This is a genomic window from Pseudomonas sp. AC239, from assembly GCF_979258545.1.
In genome coordinates this window covers 4,482,530-4,505,238 of the sequence record NZ_OZ409864.1, presented here as the reverse complement: position 1 = coordinate 4,505,238, position 22,709 = coordinate 4,482,530, and the positions used below count along the sequence as shown (strand labels likewise).

The following is a 22,709-nucleotide window of genomic DNA, read 5'->3' as shown; positions in this document are numbered from 1 at the left end:
CGCTGCTTTAGCAGCAGCGCTTTTCATCAGATGCGGGGCGGCTATTGACGAGTGTCCGCCGCCTCGGCCGGGTAAAACTCGCCCTGCTTGCCCATTTCTTCGAGTCGTTCGCGCGCTACCGCCTCAACACGTGCCACTGCGTCACGATCGTCGGGATCCACCAGCTGCAAGCACAGGCGTCGGACATTCTGATCATGGGTTCCCTCGCTGAGCATTTCATGGGTGAAGACTTGTTCAGCACGCCATAGGCATAACTGAGTATGGGTCCCGCCGAGCCATATCTCGTTGATTGATCCAAGATCAGTGGTTGCCAGTTGATCCACGGTGATTGTCTTATCCATTGCGCCGTACCTTGAAAATGCTTGTACAGGTACGACTGGCAGGCGTAGCGAGTCGTTCAAGTCGTCGACAGTCCACCCACGCCCCACTTATTCGGAAGACTCTTATGAAATCGCCAAAAATTGAAGATTACATCGCTCAATGGCCATTACTGGGCGTGGACTCCGCTGCCCCTTGGGCGGTGGTTCAGGATTGCGAGAGCCGGATTCTGGAATTGCTTGAAACGCTCGGCCCGGGATACCGGCGCCACAATAATTGTGCGATTCATGAAACCGCCATCGTTGAGCAAGGCGCCGTTCTCAAAGGCGCAATCATCATCGGCGAAAGCTGCTTCGTCGCGGCGGGGGCTTATCTACGGGGAGGTGTATACCTCGGCAAAAACTGCATCGTTGGCCCCAGCTGCGAGCTGAAAAGTACCTTCATGCTCGATGGCAGCAAGCTTGCCCACTTCAACTTCGTCGGCGACTCATTGATCGGCGAAGCGGTCAATATTGAAGCCGGCGCGATCATCGCCAACTACCGTAACGAACTGGACGGAGCCGATATCAAGATCCGCCATGAAGATCAGGTGATCGACACAGGCGTCAGCAAGTTCGGAGCGCTGGTGGGTGACGGCTGCAAGATTGGCGCAAACGCTGTGATTGCTCCTGGCGCTTTGTTGCGGCCCGATACGCGTGTTCCTCGCTTGGGATTGATTGATCAGTTTGCTTATGAGTGAAACCAATTTTGGCGAGAGTACGTCTTCGGCCAATGGCATCCATCTTCATAGGCGCGTCCGTTATGCCCGCTTTCATAACATCGATTTTTCCTGGCCCAGATCCCAAACACCTCTTGCACAAAGGATGACCGCTTTGGGCCGAAATCGGCCAATAGCAAAAATCCGACCTTCGCCACCCCACCGACTGACACCTTGTTCAATCAGAATGCTTGGGCAAAGTCTGCTTGTGCACGCGATTTCTTGGTTCACCTCCAGCCATTTCGTATGATGAGCAATCTAAGTTTGGGATGCTTGGCGTGAAACCGTCATCAAAAAAAGCTTCAACCACTCCGCCCGTACCAACCGGCGTCACCCAGAATTTAAGCGATGCTGTAAGTCAGCTTTCTTGGGACGACTTGCGAATCATCAAAACGCTAAGCGAATGCGGTAATAGAGCCACGACAGCGAAACGGTTGGGGATCAATGTATCCACCGTATCGCGTCGCGTGGCTCAAGTGGAAAAGACACTTGGGGTCGCCCTATTTGACCACCGTCGCTCTGGGTACATGCTCACGCCAGAAGGCATCGAGTTAAGGGCGCTCGCCGAACGCGTCGAGCTTGATATCGTCAGCGTTACACGTCGGGTTTCTCGGGCAGGTCAAGGGCCACAGGGAAAGCTTCGGATCACTACCAGCGACTCCCTGCTTTTGTATTTCCTCACGCCGATCATCGCCGACTTCAAGGCGCTTAATGAAGGAATTGCCATCGAGGTGCTGGTCGGCAACGAGACGTTAAGTCTCGCCCGCGATGAATCTGACGTAGCGGTAAGAGCGACCAAAAAACCTGCCGAAAGTCTCGTCGGGCGCAAGCTCGCTTCGATCGCATGGGCGCCTTATGGCAGCATAAAACACGCGACTACTACCCCCTTCGCAGAAGGCCAGCGATGGGTGTCGTATTCCGCAGGATTATGTGGACTGAAGGCCAAAAGCTACGTCGAAGACAGAATCGGCGCCGACTGTATTTCTTATCGTACGGACTCCGTCGCGGCCGCGAGCGTCGCCATTGCGGCAGGACTTGGTTACGGCTTTCTTCCGTGCATGCTGGGAGACATTACGCCTGGGTTGACACGCGTAGGACCAGTTGTGCGCGAACTACAGGACGAGCTCTGGCTGCTTACGCATCAGGACATTCGAAAGTCATGGAGAGTCAAAGCATTCATGACTTTTTGTGCAGCAGCCGTAGCGCATCAAAAGCCTTTGATCGAAGGGCAATTGGATCTCCCGGTTGCGCAGGGCGAAACCGGGAGCGTCTCTTAGTCGGCGCGAGATCCGATGACAGCTTTGCAGACAATTTCAATCAGCTGTGAACGTTGAGCCAACCTGGATACACCGATGATATTGCTCGCGCACTGTGGCCGCTCAGTGCGATATGCGGCTTTGCGCACATCACCTACGATGGCGAATGCCGCGTCCATATCCAATACGTACAGCGTTTCTTCGACGACATCATCAAGGGTTGCTCCATAGAGCGCGAGCAGCTTGGCGATATTGTCGTAGGAGGCGCGCATTTGCTCTCCTATCGACGAGAAATCGCTGGGTTTACCCTCGCTATTCAGGGGCGCGGGAGCAACGAGATTACCCTCCTCATCGTGGTTGAACTGACCCGAGATATAGATCTCGTTTCCGACTTTTCTGGCCTGGGGATAGCCGTAGCCCTCCTCCCATGAGACTCCCCAGTAAGCGGTGTTTTTGCCGTGCGGTTGTGAGGCAGCCATTGCTTTCTCCTTGCAGATGACGAATCGAATGATGTCGATTCGAGTTGTCGGGAGGCAAAGGCTAGCATCGGGAACGCGACTGGGAATGTGCATTTTTGCGCCTCCAGTAGCGCAAAATTGCGCCCCCATACCGTCGCGCCTTCCGTTAGATTTTTCCCATCGACTGACCGCTGGATTGAGCTGATCAACCGGCTAATGGGAAAAAGGAATCAGGATGAACAAGGAAACATGCGCGTCCTCACAAAAGGATCCGGCTAAACAAACCGGACAATTGAAACCCTGGCAGATCCAGCGCGCCAAGCAGCTGATGCTCGATAACCTGGACGCACATATCTCCGTGGCAGCTATCGCACAGGCGTGTGCGCTGTCGCGCAGCCATTTCACTCGTCAGTTCAAAAAAAGCACTCTCGTCTCACCCAAAGAATGGATGCGAGAGCAAAGGATTCTACGGGGCAAGCAGCTGCTTCAGACGTCAAGATTGTTGGTTGCAGAGATCGCACTAGAATGTGGTTTCTTTGATCAGTCTCACTTCAGTCGAACATTTGTGCAAACCGAAGGTGTGACTCCCAGGGCTTGGAAACAGAACAGTCAATCGCCTGCGCTGTGATTTGACAAGCTGCATAACGGGGCTAATTCGTACTTGCAGATTTAACCCCAGAATGCTGCGAATGGAGATAACAGAATCAGTCCGCCGACGACAACCCCATGCTAAACCACTCTCTACCTTGAAACGGCCGTCATTCATTAAGTCCAACACGAACACGCCAATCCGATGACCTATCAAATCGATAATCAAGTCCATGGTCCTTTCTCATAACAATCTTTGCATGAGAAGTCAGAACTCGCTTTTAACTCATAGCTGCTGGTCAGGTCAGCAATTGCAACTCTGCGCAGACATTGCACAGGATGTGCGTTGGATTATATCCAGACGTCGTTCAAAGCCGTTCTTTCGCCATCTTCATGCCCCGTGTTCAAGATGCCTCGCGGCTCGATCATCATCAGCTTGGCTTCACCTTGGGCAGCCGTGCGATGTTCCATGCCGCGGGGTACCACATAGAGTTCACCTGGATTCACATAGACACAGCCTTCCAGCAGATCAATGCGCAAGGTGCCTTCCAAAACAAGAAATGCTTCATCGGTCTCAGGATGCGAGTGCCAGATGAATTCGCCTTCGATTCGCACAACCTTGAACTGGTAGTCATTCATCTCTGCCACAACCCTGGGACTCCATTGTTGTTCGATCAGCGAAGCCTTATGTGCCAGGTTTACAGGAACTGATGAATATTGATGACGGAGCTCTGCCATGACGAATCCTCTGTGGTTGAAGTCGCCAGCCTATAGAGCAAGGAATAGGGTCTCTTGTACGATCCTGCAACTCAGCGTGCGGCGCGCAATCGTTCCAGCCAGCGCATGGGCGGGATGCCGTAACAGCGGGTGAAATGTCGCGTCATATGACTTTGATCGTGAAACCCCGCGACGAGCGCTGCATCGACCAGGGTAAAACCTTCAACCACCAATGAGCGGAACCGGTCCAGGCGGCGCAGGGTGACAAATCGGTAAGGACTCGTACCGTAAAGCGTTCTGAAGTCGCGTGACAGGCTCCAGCGTTCGCGCCCGCTGGCACACTCGAGCATCTCCAGCGTGATGCATGAATCCAAGTGTTCCAGGATGAACGCTCTGGCACGCTCGGCTGCGCGGTAATCCAGGCGCTTGCGCCCGCGCGGCTTGCCCGCGACGGCACGCAACGCCATTGCCAAGTCATACAGCGCGTCCTGTTGCTCCAATGCTTCCAGCGGATGATCCACTGCTTTCACAAATGTTTCACTGGCATGTAACAGCCGTGGGTCGTTTGAAAGCCCCCCCGTGATAAAAGGCAAGGGCTCGCCACCCAGGATGTTTTGAATCATTGCCGGATCAATGTAAGCCATCCGATAACGAAAGCCTGCATCAGTCCCGGCCATGCCATCGTGAAGTTCGTCTGGATGAAGCACGAGCGTATTGCCGGGGATACCGTGGCGCAACGAGCCTACATAGTGAAAGCTCTGGACGCCCGCCAACGTGCGGCCGATGGAGTAGGTGTCATGTCGATGAGGATCGTAGCCGTGGCTGCCGAACCACGCTTCAATACGCTCGATTCCTCCTGGTTGAACACTGCGGATGACCCAGTCAGTGCTGTCGGGTTGGCCTTTTTTCCTATCCATGAATGCGTACGTTCCCGAGTCTGTTCGGACGTGGTGATCTGTCTGCCGGGAATATACAAGTGCGAGTATTGGCTGTCTGCTTTTGCCTGAAAGCAGTCCATGGCTCCAGTCCTGTCACTGAACCGTCACGCCTGCTCCTTAGGCTCTACCAGTCCCCGCCATCGCCCCAAGAGCCCGCATTCCAAAATGCTGCCCATCACCGCCACCTCCCCAACCCGCCAAAAAATCATCCTGCGCTCCGACAACCTCACCTCTTCCGACTTCGGCGCCCTGTTCTCCAGGCTCTTCGGCAACCGCTACGCCGATACTCCGCCGCCGCCCTCCAACATCATCATCGGCGGGGTCTACGGGCGGCACGACGGGGTGAGTTTTCGGCGTATGCATTACCACGGCGACTTCAGCGTCGCCCTCCCCGATCCGCAGAATGAAATCACCTTCGTCATCCCCACCGCCGGCAAGATCGTTTTCAACCACGCCACCGAGTCCATCGGCATGGCGCATGTCGGTCTGGCGATCGACAAGGCGGATATCCGTTCGATGCGCTTTGTTGATGATCATGCGCATCACGGCATCTCGATCAATCGTCAGCAGCTCACCGAGCGGTTGGCGGCGCTGCTGGAGAAGCCGATTGTCCAGAGAATCGTGTTTGAGCCCAGCGTTGATCTGAATGCGCCAGCTTTCAAGGGCCTCAAGGCGTTGATTGATCTGGCCACCGGCACCGAGTTCGATGCGTTGATCAACAGCGGCACGCTGATGCCGTCGCGCTTGCGCGAGATGTTGATCGATGCGGTGCTGGAGGCGTGGCCGCACAATTTCACCGAGGCGCTGCGCCAGCCGGCGCCATGTGTGGCGCCGCGACATGTGAAGGTGGCGATGGAGTTTATCCAGGCGCATCCGCAGCAGTTGGTCAGTGGTGTGGATCTGGCGCGGTTGAGCCATGTCAGCCAGCGCGCCTTGCAGGAAGGCTTTCGGCGTTTTGTCGGGATGACGATTGTGGCTTATCAGCGTCAGGTGCGTTTGCAGCGCGCCTATGAGGCGTTGGCGCGCGGGCATGCAGGCTCCGTGACGGAAGTGGCGTTGCGGTTTGGCTTCAGCAATGTCGGGCGCTTCTGTCAGTATTTTCAGAGTGCTTACGGCGTGAGCCCGGCGGAGCTGAAGGCCAGGCGTTGACCATTCGGTCCGGCGAAACCTGCATTTGATTGAACAGCAGAAATCTCAGGGCGACTAACCCCAGACAGGCCACTTGGCAAAAAGGGGGTTTTTATGACCGAGGATTTCATCGGCTTTTTCACAGCACACACGATTTTAGGCATTTCACTGGCGAACTGGGTACTGGCGTTTCTCGCCGCGACGCTTAGTTATTTGCTCACCACCACGGCGATCCGTTTCGTGTTCCGCAAGGTGCAGGCGCGGGCCAGCGCCGGCAATGGGCATCTGACGTACATGGCCAGCGAAGTGCTGGCGGCGACCAGCACCACGCTGCTGCTGTTGGCGTCGATTCTGGTCGGCATCGGTTTGCTGGATTTGCCGGAGCGCTGGCTCGGGCGGGTCAGCAGTTTATGGTTCGTGGTGGCGGCGTTGCAGGTCGGCCTGTGGACCAACCGCGCGCTGGCGCTGGGGTTGCATCGCTATTTCTCGCGGCATAACGCGACCGGCACTTTTCAGGCGAGCGCATTGGCGACCCTGAGCCTGTGGGGCGTCAAGGTGTTGCTGTGGGCAGTGATTCTGCTGGCTATGCTGTCGAACCTGGGCGTCAACATCACTGCGTTCGTCGCCAGCCTCGGTGTCGGCGGTATCGCTGTGGCGCTGGCGGTGCAGAACATTCTCGGCGACGTGTTCGCCTCGCTGTCGATTGCCGTCGATAAGCCGTTTGAGGTGGGCGATTTCATCGTCGTCGGCACGCTGGCCGGTACGGTCGAGCACGTCGGCCTGAAGACCACGCGCATCCGCAGTCTTGGCGGTGAGCAGATTGTCATGGCCAACGCCGACATGATCGGCAGCACCATTCAGAACTACAAACGCCTGCAGGAGCGTCGGGTGGTGTTCGAGTTTCGTCTGACTTACGAATGCACCACCGGACAGATTCGCCAAATCACCCAGCGCGTAGAAAGCATCATCAAGAATGAAAAACAGGCACGCTTCGACCGCTGCCATTTCCGCAGTTTTGGTGAAAGCGCGCTGGAATTCGAAACGGTGTACATCGTTCTGGACGCCAGCTACAACGTCTACATGGACGTGCAGCAACGCATCAATCTGGCAATCATGGAAGCGGTGGCCGAGCTGGACGCGACGTTCGCCTTCCCGGCGCGCACCGTGCATGTCGCCTCGCTGCCCGAACCCACCGCGCAGCCGGCACGCACACAGCAACCTTCGCGTGCGCAGCATGCTTGAACTGAAGAGCCCGGCAATTTGCCGGGCTCGCTGTGTTCAAAACGCGTAACTGGCCTTGAGTCCGCCATTGAAACCGTGGCTGTCACCGCCACCGTTGGCCCCGACCTCAGCGCCGACACTCAGGGCGCCGAGGTTTGCCATCAAGTTGGCGCCGCCACTGAACTGATCGCGGTTATCGAACGCCGCGCGCTGCTCGATGTCCAGCCCCAGCAGGTGGCCTTCGCTGTCGACGTGCTGATCGCCGAGCGCACGTTCATAGCCCACGCGAACGCCCGGGACCAACTGCCACGCGCCCATGGCCACTGGGGCAAATGACACGTCGAGATTGGCAACCGCGCTGCGGCGGGTCTGCTCGATGCCATCGACGTCGAGTGCCAGCTCACTGCCCTTCTCTTTGAAACCTTGCAAGTCGAGATGACTGACGCGAAAGCCCAGACTCGGCTCGAGAATCACACTGCTGAGCGGCAGGCGATAACCCAACGCCACGGTCGCGCCAGTGAGATTGCCGTGAGTGTCGCCCTTGGCTGTGCCGAGGCCACCGCCGAGCTCGCGTTTGCTGTCGTAGTCGACGTATCCGGCGCTCGCGTTGGCATCGACGAACACGCCGCGCTCAAGGCTGATGAGGCCGTAACGCGCACCAAGGTTGAGGAAGGTCAAGTCAGTCTCGGCCTCGCCACCCGCCCCGCCGACGCTGCCCTTGCTGTAGCCGAAACCGCCGCGCGCGCTGAGTTGTTCGCTGAAGCGCTGGGTGATGCCGAGCATCAGGCCCTGGCTGTGTTCGTTGCTGCTCTCCGCATGGGCCGAGCCGTTCGTGCCGAGGTAGCTGGCAAGCGCGGTGATCCAGAGGCGGTATTGGCCGACCTTCAAATCGCTGCCGCTGGCGAACGGCGCGGCGGCCTGTTCGATCATCGCGTTCTGCCGCAGCAGGTAGCTGGCCGCATCAGCGTGGACCTGTCCGCCAACTTGAGATTCGACACCGCCCAGCGTGCCGGCGTCGATCGCCGATTGCAGGTAATAGTTGTAGGCGCTGTAAGTGCCGGACAGCTCGGAGTTCTGCAACTGCCGCAGCAACTCGGCGCCAGCAGCGGCGTTGCCGATCAGCCCGGCCTGCCCCGGCAAGCTGTTGTACTCGACCAGCTTGCCGCGCAGCACGTAAATGGTTTCCGGGGACAGACCGAGGCCCTGCTTGAGGTAATTGTCCATGCTGCCGTACTCGGCGGCGACCTGGTCGAGACCGGCCTGCAAGTAACTGGCCTGCACCCCGAGCAACGGCTCGTAGACAGCGGCCATGCTCGGCGGCAGCGCTTTCAAGGTCGCGGCGACACGGGCGGCGGTGTAGTCGTTGGTCGCCAGATAATTGGACATGATCGTAGCCTCATCGACGCCAGCGATGCTCTGCAAAACAGCGGCGGTCCAGCCAGTGCGGTCCTTGCCGGCGGTGCAATGAAACAGCTGCGCGGCGTCGACACTGGCCAGCTCATTGAACAACTGGCCGAACTGCCCGCGCATGCCGGCATCGCTGACGAACGCACGGTTGGTTTCCTCCATCATCGCCACCGCTTCGGCGGCGCTGTGGAACGAGATATTGGTGATGTTCGCACCCGAGGTGGTGCTGCCGATGATGTCGATGTTGCGATAGACCGCGCCGCTGATCATCGTGTCAGGCGTGGCGGCAATTTCGCTGGGCGTGCGCAGGTCGTAAATGGCTTTGATGCCGAGACCATTGAGTGTCGCCAGATCCGCCGCCGATGGGGTCAGCGCGTTGGAGCGGTAGAACACGCCACTGCGCATAACGCCGTCGTGGGCGGTGGAGTACGCGGTGGTAATGCCGGCGATGTCGCGGAAGTTGTCGATGCCGGACAAGCGCGGCGTGTCGAGGGTGACAGGCTCGGCCGCATGGGCAGCGGCGATGGAAAGGCTCAGAACGGACAGCGAACACAGAAGACGTTGGAACACAGTGCAGCCTCATGAAATCAGCGTTGGGCTGGTCACTATGGTCAGGCGAGTGGGAAGGAATATGACAGTTTCGGCTGGCTACAAAATGCCTGCGCGAATGGGCCGTGGGGTGCGTGATCGGTCCATCAATCCTGCTTGAATGTGTTGACGATCCCTGTGGCGGCGAGCCTGCTCATGAAAGCGGCGTGTCAGCCGATTATATTCAAACTGAAAAAAGCTTTCGCGAGCAGGCTCGCTCCCACAGGGTTTGGGAAAGTATCCGTTTTTTCAATTTGTCGCGCGCAATGCCAACCCCTTATAAGACTGCCATCACTTTCAAGAACAAGAGGCTGTACCCATGAGCAACGCCTGGAACGAAGGTTATTTCACCGACGAAGGCTACACCTACAGCTATAGCCGGGAGATCAATCCGGTGTTCCTGCGTTACTGCCTGTTGTTGCGTGGGTTCGCCACGCTGGAAAGCAACGACGGCGTGCACTGCGAACTGGGCTTCGGTCAGGGCGTGTCGATCAACATCCACGCCACGGCCAACCCGGGTTCGTTTGTCGGTACGGACTTTCACCCGGGTATGGCCGCCCATGCCATCGACCTCGCGACTGCCGCCAACAATGGCGCGCGTCTGTATGACGACAGTTTCGAACAGCTGCTAGCGCGCAATGACCTGCCGCAGTTCGACAGCATCAGCCTGCACGGTATCTGGACCTGGGTCAGCCGCGACAATCAAAAACTGATCGTCGAATTCGCCCGCCGTCACCTTAAACCGGGCGGTATGCTTTACGTCAGCTACAACTGCTTCCCCGGCTGGTCGCCATCGGCGCCGCTGCGCAATCTGTTCAGCCTGCATGACCGATTCGCCAACGCCTCGGCGCGCTCCGATGAGCGCATCGACGCCGCACTGGAGTTTTCCGAAGCGCTGCTCGCGGCCAATCCGAAGTATGCCGCTGCGGCGCCGAGTCTCGGTGCGCGGCTGCAGAGCATCAAGGGCCAGGATCGTCACTACGTCGCCCACGAATATTTCAATCGCGACTGGAATTGCATGTACTTCGCCGACATGGTCGACGCGCTGGCCCCGGCCAAACTCGACTACGCCACCACGGCAGTGCCGCTGGACTCGGTCGACCCGCTCAACCTGAGCGCCGAAGGCATGGACTTTCTGGAAACCATCGAACACCCGATCATGCGCGAGCAAGCGCGGGACTACTTCGTCAACCAGCACTTCCGCCGCGACCTGTACGTGCGTGGCGCGACGCGCCTGTCCGCTGCCGAACGCCGGGCGAGAATGCTGCACAGCCGTTTCGCGTTGCTGCAATCCTGGGAAACCGTGGCGGGCTCGGTCACCGGTCCTGCCGGCGAAGCGACCCTGCAAGCGGAAATCTACGGCCCGGTGCTCGATGCCTTGGCGGCGCAGAACTATGCGGCCAAATCCATGCGCCAATTGCTCTCCGAGACTGCGATGGCTTACGACGACCTCGAACAAGCCCTGGCCGTGCTGATCGGTATGGGCGCTGTCGCTCCGTGCCAGAGCGAGGCCGCCGAGTCGCAGGTCAGCGGTCGCTGCGCCGCGCTCAATCTGCAACTGTGCAAACGCTCGCTGTACGGCGCCAACATCCAGACCCTGGCCAGCCCGGTCACCGGTGGTGGCGTGACGGTCAGCCGCTTCCAGCAGCTGTTCCTGATCTCGATCAAGCAAGGCAAACAGCAGCCGGCCGAATGGGCGCAACTGGCGTGGGGGGTGATCAGCGAACAAGGTGAAGTGCTGATCGACAATGGCCAACCGCTGCTCACCGCTGAAGCCAATATCGCCGCACTGACCGCACAGGCGCAGGTGTTCGCCGAGCAAACGCTGCCTGTGCTGAGGGCGCTTAAAATCGCTTGATTGCAAACGAACCAAGGTGGGAGCGAACCTGCTCGCTCCCACATTGTTCGAGGTACGTGGCTAAGCCAACCGTCCTGTTTGCGGAACTTTCCGCGCTCTGCCGCCCGTCCTGCCACTCGGCAAAAAACGAAATTTCTGCTGCGCGCCCTCCTCACAAACTATGCATGCGCCAACGCCCACAAGGGCAAAGCGCGATAGCCTGGTCTGAGGAAAATTTGAATGTTCATACATAACAAGCGACTTCAGTACACCGTTCGTGTTGCCGAGCCCAATCCGGGTCTGGCCAATCTGCTGCTGGAACAATTCGGGGGCGCCAATGGCGAACTGGCCGCAGCAGCGCGCTATTTCACCCAAGCCTTGGCCGAGGAAGATCCGGGGCGCAAAGACCTTCTGCTGGACATTGCCACCGAAGAGTTGAGTCACCTAGAGGTGGTCGGCTCGATCATCGTGATGCTCAACAAGGGTGCCAAAGGTCAACTCGCCGAGGGCGTGCAGGAAGAAGGCGAGCTATACCGCGCGTTGAATGGCGCCGGTAATGACTCGCACATCACCAGCCTGCTCTATGGTGCCGGCGCACCTCTGGTCAATTCGGCTGGTGTGCCGTGGACGGCGGCCTACGTTGACTCGATCACCGAGCCGACCGCCGACTTCCGCTCCAACATCGCCGCCGAAGCACGGGCGAAAATCCTCTACGAACGCTTGATCAACATCACCGACGATCCGGGCGTGAAAGAGGCGCTTGGTTTCCTGATGACTCGGGAAATCGCCCATCAGCAGTCGTTCGAAAAAGCCCTGCATTCGATCCAGCCCAACTTCCCGCAAGGCAAGCTGCAGGGGATGCCCGAATTCACCAACAAGTACTTCAACATGTCCGGCGAGCCCAACGTTCGTGGCCCCTGGAACGAGGGCGGTGCGTGGGAGTACGTCGAGAACCCGGAACCTGCGGTCGATGGCGGCGATGGTCTGGCGACCGTCTCCCTTCCGGCTGAAGACGCACAAGTGCTTGAGGCGATGAAGACCCGCACGGCCTCCGACCCACTCAGCGAACCGGTGACCGGTGCTGATCTGGGCTCCGGTTACGTGCAAGGCAAAGATGTCTGAGTCCAGCCCGGCGGCCCCGATCCGGGGTCGCCACTTGCTCAAGGTGAACAACATGAAAAGCAGCAAAGTCTCGGCACTGACCACTGAACATTTTCAACGCTTGATGGAGCATGCATACGCGTGTTTTGAGCTCGACTGCAAACAGGCCTGTCGGGGGCTGAAAGTCAGCATGGCCGTCAATGTATTTGGCCTGGGTACGCTGCTGCCGAATAACTTCGCCGAGGAGACCACCGTCCCGCCAGCGGACGAACATCCAGCCGTCGACGACGCCTTGCCCACGATGCCGGTAGTTGCCAAGCGCGCATTGGCATCGCGCAACCGTTCAATCGAGGTGGCTGAACCATTCCATCGGTAAAAGGAGCGCGACATGAGAACACTTAAAAATCCGGGTTTGCCCTCAAGGCCGATCATCGCCCCCGGCCTCCTGTTTCTGCTGGGCTGCGCGATACTCGCCGGCGGAACGCTGATCATGATGAGCGAGCTGGCGGGGAAAGTCGTTGCGATGTGAGCCTGTCGCTGCTGCACATTCAAAACAGCACCGCAGCCGCTTCCCTCATGAAGATCTCAACGGTCTTCGGTCCTATCCCCTCGAACTCGGACAGGCGCTTCTCCAGCGCCTTGCGATCCGCGCTCGCTGCGACGATGTTACTGACCTTGCCGGCGTACTCGCTGTTGAGCTTGCTGGCCAACGCGAGTAATCGCGACGCCGTGCTCTCGTCATAGCGCACGTAACGCGCTTGCCCCAGCATGGACACCAGCTGCCGATGCGTACACTGCGCGAGTCTTTGCGGCGTGTCTTTCTGATACTGCTCTACTATGACCTGATACGCCTTGGCGGCGATCGCGCCCTGTATCCTTTTGCCCATCAGAAAACTGGCCACCAGCCATTTGAACAGGCCGGATTCGTTGGCGTTTCGCAGGTCGATGTTCAGGTCACCGGCCGTGATGATTTCACTCACAAGTCTCACCTCAAGGCGCGCGTCTATTACAGATGTTGACCCGGCACGGCTTTGAACGATCCAATGGCCGCCGCCCGACAAGGGCAATAAATTGAATCCCCAGTGGAAAAGGATGGTCATCTTTCAGAGATGCGAGATGACAAGCATAAGGACCTTCAAATGCTCGGCCGCAAACTGCCCGACAGCCAAGGGCATGACGCTGCAGAAACCGCTCCCATCAAAGCTTCCAGCGACATAGCCGCTTTCCGCCTGACCGTGATCTTTATGCTGACGGTGATTCTGGCGTTTCTGGGAGTGGAAGGATGGCGGACGTGGCGTGACTACCATTCGGCGTTTTCGTCCGCCCGGGATTCGGTCACCAACCTCGCGCGGGCAACGGCGCAGCACGCCGAAGACGCCATTCGCCAGGTCGACGTATTGACCGCCGCGCTGGGCGAGCGCGTCGAAGGCGATGGCTTGCAGAACATCGATGTGCCCCGGATCCACAAGTTGCTGGTTCAGCAGGCCAAGTTGATGCCGCAGCTGCACGGCCTGTTCATCTACGGCCCGGACGGGCACTGGATCGTCACCGACAAGGAAAACATCCCGGATCCGGCGAACAATGCCGACCGCGATTACTTCCAGTACCACCGCACCCACACCGACCGAAACGTGCGCATCGGTGATGTCGTCAAAAGCAAATCCACGGACGACCTGATCATTCCGATTTCCCGCCGCTTGAACAACCCGGACGGCTCCTTCGCCGGTGTGCTGCTGGGGACGATCAAGGTCAGTTATTTCGTCGACTATTACGGCGATTTCAAGATCGACGACAAGGGCGCACTGGTACTGGCGTTGCGCAACGGAACGATTCTTGTACGTCGCCCCTTTATCGCCTCGGTGATCGGTCAGAGCCTCGCCGACAGCGAGGTTTTCAAGAACTACCTGCCCTATTCCAATCAAGGCATCGCCGAAGTCAGAGCCGTCGTCGACGGCACCCAGCGTCTGTATGGCTACAGGGCTTTGAGCACCTATCCGTTGGTGGTAGAAACCGGCCTTTCCCGCGAATCGATCATTGCGCCGTGGCGCTGGGACCTGATCAAAACCGGCTTCGTGTTGATGTCGGTGATCACCGCTTTCACGATCTTTGGGTGGATCGTCTTGAGGCAACTGCGCCAACGGATGGTCATGGAAAAGGACTTGCGCCGTGCACACCAGGCCATGAAGGACATGGCCCTGACCGACAGCCTGACCGGGCTGGCCAACCGCCGCCGCCTGGACACCGCGCTGGCTGACGAAATCCGTCTGGCCAGACGCCAGGGTTCCTCGATTTCACTGATCATGATTGATGTTGATCACTTCAAACTCTACAACGACACCTACGGACATGCGGCGGGCGACGATTGCCTGAGCGCTGTCGGCCAAGCGATTGCGCGAGCGGTCAAGCGACCGGGTGATCTGGCCGTGCGCTATGGCGGCGAGGAGTTTTCCGTGTTGCTGCCCAACACGGATATTCGCGGGGCGGCGCTTGTGGCGCAGGAAATTCTTGAGGCCATTCGATCCTTGCGGATGGAGCACAAAGCCCATCCGCTGGGTCACGTCACCGCCAGCGCGGGCATCGCGGTTGGCAAACCCGCCGAACAGGAGGTGAGCCCCGCCATGCTGATCGATTCGGCTGACAAGATGCTTTATGCGGCGAAGCAGCAAGGCCGGGACCGTTATTGCAGTGGCGGGGACAGTGGCCTGGAATTTGCTGGACCGTGACGGTCAATTAGTCCGGCTGACCACCCGGATATGTGTAATCCCCACCCGCTCTGCCTGCTCGAGAATCTGCTCTGGAGTCGAATCCGCGGTGGGCATGACCAGGCTGTTTTCGGCATCGCCCAGGTGCAGTTCCAACAGATGCATCGCCGCGTCGTGCTCGGCCAGTTGCGCTTCCTTGAGCTCGAGCAGATAGGTACGGGGCTCGCCTTTGAATCGGTATTCGATGTGATAGGTGTACATGATGTCGTCCGCGTCGGTGGGAAAAGGCAGTGTTTATCCTGATGCGACGGTCAGCTTTTAGTTCAACCTGACTGCCATTTTGCGTTTGCGAACAAACTTTTTGCGCAGCGAAGCGTCCTCTTCTTAACTCTCCATAACAGCTGATCACAGCTAAGGACCGGCAATGACCTTCTTCATCTTCCTCTTGGCCTGCGCGGCGGCGGCAACCACTGGCGTGATGTTCAAACCCGGCCCGTGGTACGAAGCGCTGACCAAACCCTCCTTCACCCCGCCCAACTGGGCGTTTCCGGTAGCGTGGACGATTATCTACCTGCTGCTGGCCTGGGCCGGTTATCGCCTGAGCCTGATCCCCGGCAGCCAAACGGTGCTGGCCTTGTGGGCCGCGCAAATCGCCCTGAACACGCTGTGGACGCCAGTGTTCTTCGGCGCGCATCAGGTGTTGGCGGCGTTGGTGATTCTGGCGGTGTTGTGGGTGGTAGTCGCGGTGATGGTGGTACTCGCCCTGCAACTGGACGTGGTCACCGGGCTGATTCTGTTCCCGTATCTGGCCTGGCTCTGCGTTGCGCTGGCGCTGAACTGCTCGATCCTGATGAAGAATCGCCTGTGAGCGAATTTCCATGGCCACAAGGCGAGCGCGAACTGGCTCAGGTTCGCGCGTTCAACAAAAAGCTCGCCTGGCTGCCGCGCTTCAAGGTGCGCAATCGAGTCACCCCACGGCTGATTCAGGCGTTGCTTCGGGCGGGTCAGCTCGGCGGCGCCGGCAAGTTGCGCCAGCAGGGGCTGACCGCCGAACGCAAGATCATCGACACGGTGCCGGTACGCATCATCCGTCCCAAGGGCAAAGCCAGAGGCGTGGTGCTGGATTTCCATGGTGGCGGCTGGGTGATCGGCAATGCGCAGATGAACGACAACTTCAACATCGCCATCGTTAATACCTGCGACGTGGCGGTGGTGTCTGTGGATTATCGGTTGGCCGTGTCGACGCCAATCGAGGGCTTGCTGGACGATTGTCTGTGCGCCACGCGCGGCATCTTGAACGATGCTGAGTTTGCTGGATTGCCCGCAGTCGTCGTCGGTGAATCGGCCGGCGGGCATCTGGCGGCGGCCACCCTGCTCGTGCTCAAATCTTCGCCCGAACTGCTGCAACGGATCTGCGGCGCGCTGCTGTATTACGGCGTCTACGACCTGACCGGCACACCCAGCGTGCGCACCGCACCCGCCGACACCCTGGTGCTCGACGGCCCCGGCATGGTCGACGCGTTACGCCTGCTCACGCCGGATATCAGCGACGAACAACGACGCCAGCCACCGCTGTCGCCGCTGCATGGCGATTTCAGCGGACTGCCACCAGCGCTGCTGTTTGCCGGCGACCTCGATCCGCTGCTGGATGACACGCGGCTGATTGCTGAGCGCTGGCACCACGCGGCGCCGGTGGAGATGTACGTGCTGCCAGAGTGTCCGCATGGCTTCATTCACTTCCCCACGGCCACTGCTGACCATGTGCTGGCTTACAGCAGGCAGTGGATCTCGGCACGAGTGGCGAGCTACTCAGCGAAATCCGCCGAAATCAGCCCGGCGCTTTCGTAGCTGCCAATCAACTCATCAAACAACGCAATATCCCCTCGGCTGCGCGCAATCAACTGCGCGCCAGCCACCGCCGCGTAAATCGCCCGCGCCCGCGCCTTGCAGCTGTCTTCGTCGGCAGATCCAGCAGCGATCAACACTTGGGTCAGCCATTCGATATTGACCTCTGCGAACTTCTTCACCTGGTCCTTCACCGGGTCTGGCAGATCCTGGTATTCGGCAGCCATGAAGCTGACCAGGCACAGCCGATTACTGTTTTTCAGCGAAGTGCGGAAAATCGACGGGTACAACTTCAGAGATTGCTGCGGCTCGGGATTGGCCTCACGAATGTCGTCCAGCGCCTTGGCCGCGTCTTGCCAGTAACGCTCGGCGACTGCCGCGCCGAGGTCGGCCTTGCTGGGAAAGTGGTAGTAGATGCTGGCGTTCTTGATACCCACCACTTCACCGATGCTACGGAAGTTGATGCCGTTGTAGCCGTGGGTCTGCGCCGCTGTTTTGGCGGCGTCCAGAATCGCTTCGCGCGCGTTCACGCTCATGTCTGTGTCCTTGATGACCGTCGATCAATGGGGCGGATTGTACTCGTGAAAGATTTACCTGCCAATTGGCAGGTAGGGGATTGACAGGAATAAATTCTGGTCGCAGTCTTTGCCTACCAACTGACAGGCAGGGCAACCGAAATGACCGCTAACTCGACTCAAAACGACGCTCACTCCATTTCCGCATTGAAAATCTACGACTGGTACAACGGCCCCTACCCGGCCCGCGTACGCATCGCCCTGGCGGAAAAATCGCTATTGGCCCGCACCGAATTCATCCCAGTAAATCTGTGGAAAGGCGAACACAAGAACCCCGAATTCTTGCGCTTGAACTACTCCGGAACGCTGCCAGTGCTGGAGCTGGACGACGGCACGCTAATCGCCGAGTGCACCGCCATCACGCAATATCTTGACGCCCTCGACGGCAACCCGGTGCTCACCGGCCGCACACCCATTGAGCAAGGACGGATCCACATGATGACCAAACGTGCCGAGATCGAATTTCTCGATGCCGTCAGCGTGTATTTCCACCACGCAACCCCGGGACTTGGCCCGGAAGTGGAGCTGTACCAGAACGCCGAATGGGGCATGCGCATGCGGGACAAGGCTGTGCGCGGCATGCGCTACTTCGACAACTTGCTGCGTCATCAGCCGTTCGTGGCCGGCGCCAGTTTTTCCATGGCCGATATCGCCGTGTTGGGCGGGATGATCTTCTCGGCGCTGGTTGAGTTGGAAGTCCCGGAAGATTGCACGGCACTGCGCGAATGGCACGCGCGCATGCAGCAACGTCCGAGCGTGCAGCAATGGCGCGCGATGGTTGAGCGCGGCGAACCGTAAACCTAGCGAAAGCAAAAGGCGCCCTCACCGGCGCCTTTTTTGTTTGCGCTGAACCCCGCGCGCCCGTTCACCACATGCCGATTGTGGCTCAAACCGTAAACAGTCTTTACCCGATCCGCGCCTGTTTCCCCCGCCAGCCGCCGCATAGAGTTTGTTCCAGCAGCACACTCAACTTCAGCAAAGGAACATCTTCCATGAAAGTCTCAATGCTCGTCCTCGCACTCTTCGGCTTAAGCTCGGTGGTCATGGCTCAGGACTCGACTACCACACCTCCCGTCGAGCAATACACCTACGCCAGTCATCTCGACGTCGCCAAAATCATCTCGGAAGATCCCGTGCCGGATGTCTGCGCCGTAGTGCCGGTGCACATGACCTATCAGGATTCCCAGGGCAAGCAGCACATCCTGCAATACGAGGTCATGGGCAGCGGCTGCAGCAACGGCTGATCAGGTCAATACCTCGCACACCCATTGCGTCTCAGAGTTGGCTCGCTGAGACGCAAATGCCTTTACCGCTTCAATCGATAAGCGCCTGAGCAGTGCTCGCCAACTGCGCGCCGACCCGGGTTTTCAAGGTGTCGATGAATCGCGTGATCTTCGCATCGACAAACTGGCGAGACGTGTAGACCGCATAAACATTGCGCTCATAGGTGTGGTAATCAGGCAGCACTCGCACCAGCCTGCCGGTACGCAAATCGTCGGTCGCCGTGAAGCCTGCCAACAGACCAATCCCCGCCCCTTCGCGAATGGCCACGGCCATTGCATCCATATCGTTCACGCTGAAACTCGGCCCGCTGGGGATGAACGTCGCGTTGCCTGCCTTGCTTTTGAGCTGCCATTCATCGCGCACGTAATCGACGGTACCGAGCAGCAGGCATTGATGATCGCAAAGCTGCTCCGGCGTTTCGGGTGCGCCATGCCGCGCCAGGTATTGCGGAGAGGCCACCAGTACGCAGTGACTGACGCCGATCTTCTGGCTGACATACGCCGAATCCGGCAGCGTTCGCGCGATCAGAATGGACACGTCCAACTGATCCTCAAGCAGATTGGGCATGCGTTGGGAGAGCATCAAATCGACGGTCACTTCGGGAAACGCCTGGCGATATTCCAGCACCGCGCCGGTCACCAGTTGCCGGGCCAGTCCGGGCACGCAGTGCACCCGTAACGTCCCTCGTGGTTGCAAGGCGGCATTGCTCGCCTCGGCTTCGGCGCTTTCCAGGTCAGCGAGAATCTTCACGCAGCGCTCATAAAACCGCCGGCCCGCATCGGTCACCGAGAGACGCCGGGTCGAGCGCTGCAACAGGCGAGTGTCGAGCACGTTTTCCAACGCCGAGACCGCACGCGATACGTTACCGACGGTGGAGTCGAGATGGTTGGCCACGGCAGTGAAACTGCCCATCTCGACTACCTTGATGTACACCGACATGTTTGAAAGTTTGTCCATCCTGATCGTCCTGTAAACCTGCAGCCCACTGCGGATAACGTCGGATGCTACACGCTCGCTCCTGCGCTCGATATTACCTTCTGGGACAACAATGATTCCCTCGTGGCCGGCTAAATCAAACCGCACGCCTTCCATAGACTGGATTCCACGGGACGCCTGAACCACTGCGTACAAGGCGCCGAATGAATCCTCAACCATGAAGGCGACATCCATGAACACTCCTTACGATCCGCTCTATCTCTTCATCGGTGGTCAATGGCTCACCGCCCAAGACCGCGCGACCGCTGCCGTGGTCAACCCGGCAACCGGCGAGGAAATCGGTCAGGTGCCACTGGCCACCGCCGAAGACCTCGATCACGCCCTCGAAGTGGCCCGACTGAGCTTCGACCAATGGCGCCAGACCGTGCCGGACCAGCGCGCAAAAATCCTCAAGCGCGCCGCCGATCTGATCCTCGAACGCGCCCCGCACATCGCTGCGCAAATGACGCTGGAAGAAGGCAAGCCACTGCGCGAAAGCCTCGATGAAGTGACCCGTGCGGCGGAATATTTCGAATGGTTCGCCGAAAGCGCACGACGCATCGACGGCCGTGTCGTACCGGCCAATCGTCCGGGTGTACTGCAACTAGTGAAACGTCAGGCGATCGGCCCTGTGGCAGCGTTCACACCGTGGAATTTCCCGGCCATCACCCCGGCGCGCAAGCTCTCGGCAGCGCTGGCCGCCGGTTGCAGCGTGGTACTCAAGCCCGGCGAGGAAAGCCCTTCCACCGCGCTGGCCCTGGCCCGTGCGCTGGACGATGCCGGCTTGCCCAAAGGCGTGCTGCAATTGGTGTTCGGTGTGCCGGATCAAGTGTCCAGCCATTTGATTGCCTCACCGATCATTCGCAAAGTGACCTTCACCGGTTCGGTGCCGATCGGTCGGCTGCTCTCGGCCCGCGCTGCCGAAGGCGTCAAGCCGATCACTCTGGAACTGGGCGGCCACGGTCCGGTGCTGGTGTTTGCCGACGCCGACATCGAAAAGGCTGCCGTGGAAGGCGTTGCCAATCGCTTTCGCGGCACCGGCCAGGTGTGCATTTCCTCGACTCGTTTTCTTATCCAGCGCGAGGCCTATGCCGAGTTCGTCGAGCACTTCGTTGCTGCCACCAAGCCACTGAAAATCGGCGATGGCATGGATCCGCAAACCCAGGTCGGGCCTCTGGCGAACCCACGGCAACTGGCGAAGATGGAGCAACTGATCGCCGACGCCGTCGAGAAAGGCGCACGGGTGCTGGCCGGTGGCGAGGCGCTGCCGGGAGCAGGCTACTTCTTCCAGCCCACTGTTCTGGCCGATGTGCCGATGAATGCGCGAATCATGCACGAAGAACCCTTCGGCCCCATCGCGATACTGATGCCTTTCGATGAGTTGAGCGACGGCCTGCAAGAAGCCAACCGCCTGCCCTACGGCCTCTCGGCCTACGCGTTCACTTCCAATGCGCGCACCGCGATCGACGTCGCCGATGGCCTGGAAGCCGGAATGATCGGCATCAACCAGTACCGCATCGTCGCCACCGAACTGCCCTTCGGCGGCATGAAGGAAAGCGGCCACGGTTCCGAAGGCGGCATCGAAGGCATCGAGCACTATCTCACCAACAAATTCATCAGCCAGGTTTAAGGGGATTTCCATGTCGACTATCGATTTCAGCAGCCCGCGCGAAGCCGCCCGCGCCTTCACCCCGAAACTGGCGCAATTCGTTGACTCAACGCTGTACCCGCAGATCTGGAGTGACCCCGCCTTGGCACCCCGCGAGCGCAGTCTGATCACTGTCGCTGCGCTGATTGCCGGCGGCCACTGTGAAGAATTGCCCGCGCACCTGCGCCGCGCTGTCAGCAATGGCGTGAGCCATGAAGAACTGGCGGCGGCGATCACTCACCTGGCCTTTTACGTCGGTTTTCCGGGCGCCATCACCGCCTCGGCCATCGCCAATGCCACCCTTGCCGACACGGAGCAACGCTGAGATGAAAGCCATCAACCTGAAAGCATTCGGTTCGGCAGAAGTGCTGCAACTCGGCGAAGCGCCCAATCCTGAAGTACGCCCGACCGACCTGCTGGTGCGCGTCTACGCGGCCGGCGTGAACCGTGCCGACCTGACGCACCGAACCGGCGGCTACGGCCATGCCAACTTCGGCGACTCGTTGATCATCGGTCTGGAGATTGCCGGGGAAGTGCTCGAGACCGGCAGCGAAGTGAGCGGATTCGCCGTCGGCGAACGGGTGATGGGCGTGGTCGGCGGCGGCGCCTACGCCGAACTGGCGCGCATCGACTACCGCATGGCCATGCCGATTCCGGCACAGCTCGACTATGTGCACGCAGCGGCGATTCCCGAAGTGTTTGTCACCGCCCACGAAGCGATGCTGCACCTGGCCCGACTCAAGTCAGGTGACTCGGTGCTGATCCATGCCGCCGCCGGCGGCGTCGGCTCCGCTGCCGTACAACTGGCCTACGCCACCGGCGCCACGGTGTACGCGACCACCGAAGGCAGCAAGCTGTCGCGCGTCGAGCACCTGGGCGCCGACGTGGCCATCGACTACAAAACCGAGGATTTCGCCGCAGTCATCGCCGACAAAACCAACGGGCGCGGCGTCGACGTGATCATCGACTTCATCGGCGCGCCCTACTTCGCCCGCAACATCGCCTCGCTGGCCCACGGTGGTCGCCTGGTGCAGGTCGGCATTCTTGGCGGCGGCGGCAAGGTCGACGTGGAGCTGGAGCACATCCTCTACCGGCACCTGCAAATCATCGGCACGGTGATGAAGTCGCGCACCCAGCCGGAGAAGCACGCGATGATCCAGCGCTTTCGCGACCACTGGCTGGAACGCTTCGCCGGCGCTGCGAGTCTGGAACCGGTGGTGGACAGCACCTTCCCGCTATCCCGCGCAGCCGATGCCCATCGGCGGATGGAGTCTTCGCAGAATGTCGGGAAGATTATTCTGACGATGCAGCCCGAGGATTTGCGTTAAGGCCGGTCGATCAAATCTGGCCTTGCACCGTCCTGTTG

Annotated in this window: 26 protein-coding genes; 17 read left to right on the top strand and 9 right to left on the bottom strand. The window is 59.3% G+C overall.

The window, feature by feature from the left end:
- Positions 1 to 41: 41 nt before the first annotated feature.
- Positions 42 to 341, bottom strand: a complete 300-nt coding sequence (locus ACZ0AZ_RS20740; RefSeq protein WP_016774369.1) for a hypothetical protein — start codon at positions 339 to 341, stop codon at positions 42 to 44.
- A gap of 104 nt (positions 342 to 445) precedes the next feature.
- Here ACZ0AZ_RS20740 and ACZ0AZ_RS20735 point away from each other — a divergent pair, with 104 nt between their 5' ends.
- Entirely contained in the window at positions 446 to 1,057 is a 612-nt protein-coding gene (locus ACZ0AZ_RS20735; RefSeq protein WP_463538028.1) for a DapH/DapD/GlmU-related protein, read from the top strand.
- Between the two features lie 287 nt (positions 1,058 to 1,344).
- The gene (locus tag ACZ0AZ_RS20730; protein ID WP_125926186.1) at positions 1,345 to 2,352 is read left to right on the top strand and encodes a LysR family transcriptional regulator; all 1,008 of its coding nucleotides are present in this window, start codon (positions 1,345 to 1,347) and stop codon (positions 2,350 to 2,352) included.
- Here ACZ0AZ_RS20730 and ACZ0AZ_RS20725 read toward each other — a convergent pair.
- Positions 2,349 to 2,810, bottom strand: a complete 462-nt coding sequence (locus ACZ0AZ_RS20725) for a Rid family hydrolase (protein WP_463538027.1) — start codon at positions 2,808 to 2,810, stop codon at positions 2,349 to 2,351. The two genes, ACZ0AZ_RS20730 and ACZ0AZ_RS20725, sit on opposite strands and share 4 nt — an antisense overlap.
- Before the next feature lie 214 nt (positions 2,811 to 3,024).
- Between ACZ0AZ_RS20725 and ACZ0AZ_RS20720 the strand changes: the two genes are divergently transcribed.
- Positions 3,025 to 3,417, top strand: coding sequence for a helix-turn-helix domain-containing protein (locus ACZ0AZ_RS20720; RefSeq protein ID WP_039758866.1), 393 nt, complete (start codon positions 3,025 to 3,027; stop codon positions 3,415 to 3,417).
- 311 nt (positions 3,418 to 3,728) lie between these two features.
- On the opposite strand, the gene ACZ0AZ_RS20715 is transcribed toward ACZ0AZ_RS20720, so the two are convergent.
- Together ACZ0AZ_RS20715 and ACZ0AZ_RS20710 are read right to left on the bottom strand one after the other, a co-directional pair.
- Positions 3,729 to 4,115, bottom strand: coding sequence for a cupin domain-containing protein (locus ACZ0AZ_RS20715; RefSeq protein ID WP_129998498.1), 387 nt, complete (start codon positions 4,113 to 4,115; stop codon positions 3,729 to 3,731).
- A 71-nt stretch (positions 4,116 to 4,186) separates the two neighbouring features.
- On the bottom strand, positions 4,187 to 5,011 hold the full coding sequence (locus ACZ0AZ_RS20710; RefSeq protein WP_463570711.1) for an AraC family transcriptional regulator: 825 nt from the start codon (positions 5,009 to 5,011) through the stop codon (positions 4,187 to 4,189).
- A 186-nt stretch (positions 5,012 to 5,197) separates the two neighbouring features.
- On the opposite strand from ACZ0AZ_RS20710, the gene ACZ0AZ_RS20705 reads away from it, so the two are divergent.
- Together ACZ0AZ_RS20705 and ACZ0AZ_RS20700 are read left to right on the top strand one after the other, a co-directional pair.
- Positions 5,198 to 6,181 carry a helix-turn-helix transcriptional regulator gene (locus tag ACZ0AZ_RS20705; RefSeq protein WP_463538024.1) on the top strand — a complete coding sequence of 328 codons (984 nt, stop codon included), beginning with the start codon at positions 5,198 to 5,200 and terminating at the stop codon, positions 6,179 to 6,181.
- Between the two features lie 93 nt (positions 6,182 to 6,274).
- Positions 6,275 to 7,402: a mechanosensitive ion channel family protein gene (locus tag ACZ0AZ_RS20700; protein ID WP_463538023.1), complete on the top strand. Its 1,128-nt coding sequence runs from the start codon at positions 6,275 to 6,277 to the stop codon at positions 7,400 to 7,402.
- A gap of 36 nt (positions 7,403 to 7,438) precedes the next feature.
- On the opposite strand, the gene ACZ0AZ_RS20695 is transcribed toward ACZ0AZ_RS20700, so the two are convergent.
- The gene (locus ACZ0AZ_RS20695) at positions 7,439 to 9,358 is read right to left on the bottom strand and encodes a tyrosine-protein phosphatase (protein ID WP_463538022.1); all 1,920 of its coding nucleotides are present in this window, start codon (positions 9,356 to 9,358) and stop codon (positions 7,439 to 7,441) included.
- A gap of 337 nt (positions 9,359 to 9,695) precedes the next feature.
- On the opposite strand from ACZ0AZ_RS20695, the gene ACZ0AZ_RS20690 reads away from it, so the two are divergent.
- The 4 genes from ACZ0AZ_RS20690 to ACZ0AZ_RS20675 all read left to right on the top strand — a co-directional run bounded on the left by ACZ0AZ_RS20690 (position 9,696) and on the right by ACZ0AZ_RS20675 (position 12,843).
- Complete coding sequence (locus tag ACZ0AZ_RS20690) at positions 9,696 to 11,234, top strand: class I SAM-dependent methyltransferase (RefSeq protein WP_310405193.1); 1,539 nt, start codon at positions 9,696 to 9,698, stop codon at positions 11,232 to 11,234.
- 219 nt (positions 11,235 to 11,453) lie between these two features.
- Entirely contained in the window at positions 11,454 to 12,335 is an 882-nt protein-coding gene (locus ACZ0AZ_RS20685; RefSeq protein WP_039758880.1) for a manganese catalase family protein, read from the top strand.
- A gap of 52 nt (positions 12,336 to 12,387) precedes the next feature.
- Positions 12,388 to 12,690 (top strand): hypothetical protein, encoded by a 303-nt coding sequence (locus ACZ0AZ_RS20680; RefSeq protein WP_463538021.1) that lies wholly within the window; start codon positions 12,388 to 12,390, stop codon positions 12,688 to 12,690.
- Positions 12,691 to 12,702: 12 nt separating this feature from the next.
- Positions 12,703 to 12,843, top strand: a complete 141-nt coding sequence (locus tag ACZ0AZ_RS20675; RefSeq protein ID WP_463570713.1) for a hypothetical protein — start codon at positions 12,703 to 12,705, stop codon at positions 12,841 to 12,843.
- Between the two features lie 19 nt (positions 12,844 to 12,862).
- Here ACZ0AZ_RS20675 and ACZ0AZ_RS20670 read toward each other — a convergent pair whose 3' ends face one another.
- Complete coding sequence (locus ACZ0AZ_RS20670; RefSeq protein WP_463538796.1) at positions 12,863 to 13,294, bottom strand: HhH-GDP family DNA glycosylase; 432 nt, start codon at positions 13,292 to 13,294, stop codon at positions 12,863 to 12,865.
- Between the two features lie 159 nt (positions 13,295 to 13,453).
- Between ACZ0AZ_RS20670 and ACZ0AZ_RS20665 the strand changes: the two genes are divergently transcribed.
- The gene (locus ACZ0AZ_RS20665; RefSeq protein WP_463538020.1) at positions 13,454 to 15,037 is read left to right on the top strand and encodes a sensor domain-containing diguanylate cyclase; all 1,584 of its coding nucleotides are present in this window, start codon (positions 13,454 to 13,456) and stop codon (positions 15,035 to 15,037) included.
- 3 nt (positions 15,038 to 15,040) lie between these two features.
- On the opposite strand, the gene ACZ0AZ_RS20660 is transcribed toward ACZ0AZ_RS20665, so the two are convergent.
- Positions 15,041 to 15,277, bottom strand: coding sequence for a hypothetical protein (locus ACZ0AZ_RS20660; RefSeq protein ID WP_463538019.1), 237 nt, complete (start codon positions 15,275 to 15,277; stop codon positions 15,041 to 15,043).
- 163 nt (positions 15,278 to 15,440) lie between these two features.
- On the opposite strand from ACZ0AZ_RS20660, the gene tspO reads away from it, so the two are divergent.
- Both tspO and ACZ0AZ_RS20650 read left to right on the top strand, forming a co-directional pair.
- The gene (gene tspO, locus ACZ0AZ_RS20655) at positions 15,441 to 15,884 is read left to right on the top strand and encodes a tryptophan-rich sensory protein TspO (protein WP_129998489.1); all 444 of its coding nucleotides are present in this window, start codon (positions 15,441 to 15,443) and stop codon (positions 15,882 to 15,884) included.
- Positions 15,881 to 16,864 (top strand): alpha/beta hydrolase, encoded by a 984-nt coding sequence (locus tag ACZ0AZ_RS20650; RefSeq protein ID WP_463538018.1) that lies wholly within the window; start codon positions 15,881 to 15,883, stop codon positions 16,862 to 16,864. Before tspO ends, ACZ0AZ_RS20650 begins: the two co-directional genes overlap by 4 nt.
- Here the strand turns inward: ACZ0AZ_RS20650 and ACZ0AZ_RS20645 are convergent.
- Positions 16,822 to 17,397, bottom strand: coding sequence for a TetR/AcrR family transcriptional regulator (locus ACZ0AZ_RS20645; protein WP_463538017.1), 576 nt, complete (start codon positions 17,395 to 17,397; stop codon positions 16,822 to 16,824). The genes ACZ0AZ_RS20650 and ACZ0AZ_RS20645 overlap by 43 nt on opposite strands.
- Before the next feature lie 141 nt (positions 17,398 to 17,538).
- Here ACZ0AZ_RS20645 and ACZ0AZ_RS20640 point away from each other — a divergent pair, with 141 nt between their 5' ends.
- The gene (locus ACZ0AZ_RS20640; protein WP_463538016.1) at positions 17,539 to 18,234 is read left to right on the top strand and encodes a glutathione S-transferase; all 696 of its coding nucleotides are present in this window, start codon (positions 17,539 to 17,541) and stop codon (positions 18,232 to 18,234) included.
- 194 nt (positions 18,235 to 18,428) lie between these two features.
- On the top strand, positions 18,429 to 18,680 hold the full coding sequence (locus ACZ0AZ_RS20635) for a DUF2790 domain-containing protein (protein WP_463538015.1): 252 nt from the start codon (positions 18,429 to 18,431) through the stop codon (positions 18,678 to 18,680).
- A 70-nt stretch (positions 18,681 to 18,750) separates the two neighbouring features.
- Here ACZ0AZ_RS20635 and ACZ0AZ_RS20630 read toward each other — a convergent pair whose 3' ends face one another.
- Entirely contained in the window at positions 18,751 to 19,677 is a 927-nt protein-coding gene (locus ACZ0AZ_RS20630) for a LysR family transcriptional regulator (protein ID WP_463538014.1), read from the bottom strand.
- A 211-nt stretch (positions 19,678 to 19,888) separates the two neighbouring features.
- On the opposite strand from ACZ0AZ_RS20630, the gene ACZ0AZ_RS20625 reads away from it, so the two are divergent.
- Genes ACZ0AZ_RS20625 through ACZ0AZ_RS20615 form a run of 3 tightly spaced genes read left to right on the top strand, consistent with a single transcriptional unit; the run spans position 19,889 to position 22,671 of the window.
- Positions 19,889 to 21,325, top strand: a complete 1,437-nt coding sequence (locus tag ACZ0AZ_RS20625) for an NAD-dependent succinate-semialdehyde dehydrogenase (RefSeq protein ID WP_463538013.1) — start codon at positions 19,889 to 19,891, stop codon at positions 21,323 to 21,325.
- A 10-nt stretch (positions 21,326 to 21,335) separates the two neighbouring features.
- A complete protein-coding gene (locus ACZ0AZ_RS20620) occupies positions 21,336 to 21,668 on the top strand; it encodes a carboxymuconolactone decarboxylase family protein (RefSeq protein ID WP_039758911.1) in 333 nt (110 codons plus the stop codon).
- Position 21,669: 1 nt separating this feature from the next.
- Positions 21,670 to 22,671, top strand: coding sequence for an NAD(P)H-quinone oxidoreductase (locus ACZ0AZ_RS20615; RefSeq protein ID WP_463538012.1), 1,002 nt, complete (start codon positions 21,670 to 21,672; stop codon positions 22,669 to 22,671).
- The last annotated feature ends 38 nt before the right edge of the window (positions 22,672 to 22,709 follow it).